The sequence below is a fragment of the bacterium genome, from assembly GCA_024226335.1.
Taxonomy (GTDB): domain Bacteria; phylum Myxococcota_A; class UBA9160; order SZUA-336; family SZUA-336; genus JAAELY01.
This window is the reverse complement of sequence record JAAELY010000087.1, coordinates 1-860: the sequence shown is the minus strand read 5'-3', so window position 1 is coordinate 860 and position 860 is coordinate 1. Positions and strand designations below refer to the sequence as shown.

The window sequence follows — 860 nt, the reverse complement described above, 5'->3', positions numbered from 1 at the left end:
TGCACGATCGCGGATCACGCGCCTCAGCGGACGTGGCGGCATCTGGACACGATGCAGTTCGAGACGAGGATCGTCGCGCGAACGCCTCGCGCCGACTGCAAGGCATGTGGCGTGAAAACGATCGCCGTGCCTTGGGCGGAAAAACACTCTCGCTTCACGCTCTTGTTCGAGGCCTTCGCCATCGACGTCTTGCTCGCATGCGGCAACATCAAGGCGGCGACCGGACTGTTGGGGATCACCTGGGACGCCGCTCAGCGGATAATGGACAGTGCGGTTCAGCGAGGGCTGGCGAAACGCGAAACGGAGAAGATCGAACATGTCGGCATGGACGAAAAGAGCTTTAGGCGTCGCCACAACTACGTGACCGTCCTTGTCGATCTCGATGGTTCCCGTGTGCTTGAAGTGACCGAAGGTCGCGACGAAAAGGCGGCCAATAAGGCCTGGGCGGCGATTCCCGAACGGCAACGCAAAAAGGTGAAGGCCGTCGCCATCGACATGTGGACGGCGTTCAGAAACGCGGCCACTAAACATGCACCCCAGGCCGATATCGTTCACGACAAATTCCATATCAGCAAACACCTCAACGACGCGGTCGACAAGGTTCGCCGGAAGGAGCACAAGGCCTTGAAGAAGGATGGCGACGAAACGCTCGCCGGCTCGAAGCACTCCTGGCTCTTCAATCCGGAAAACATGAAGGACGAGCGCTGGCTTGAGTTCCAGTCGCTCAAAGACTCGGAACTCAAAACCTCGCGTGCCTGGGCGATCAAGGAACAGTTCCGTTGGTTCTGGGAATACGCGTACGCCGCGAACGCCAAGAAGTTCTTCGACCGATGGTACGGCTGGGCCGCGCGAAGCCGGCT

At 59.4% G+C, this 860-nt stretch carries 1 protein-coding gene; it reads left to right on the top strand.

The window, feature by feature from the left end:
- Positions 1–51 precede the first annotated feature (51 nt).
- Positions 52–860 (top strand): ISL3 family transposase (locus GY725_03890; GenBank protein MCP4003316.1); only part of this gene is annotated, 809 nt, incomplete at its 3' end.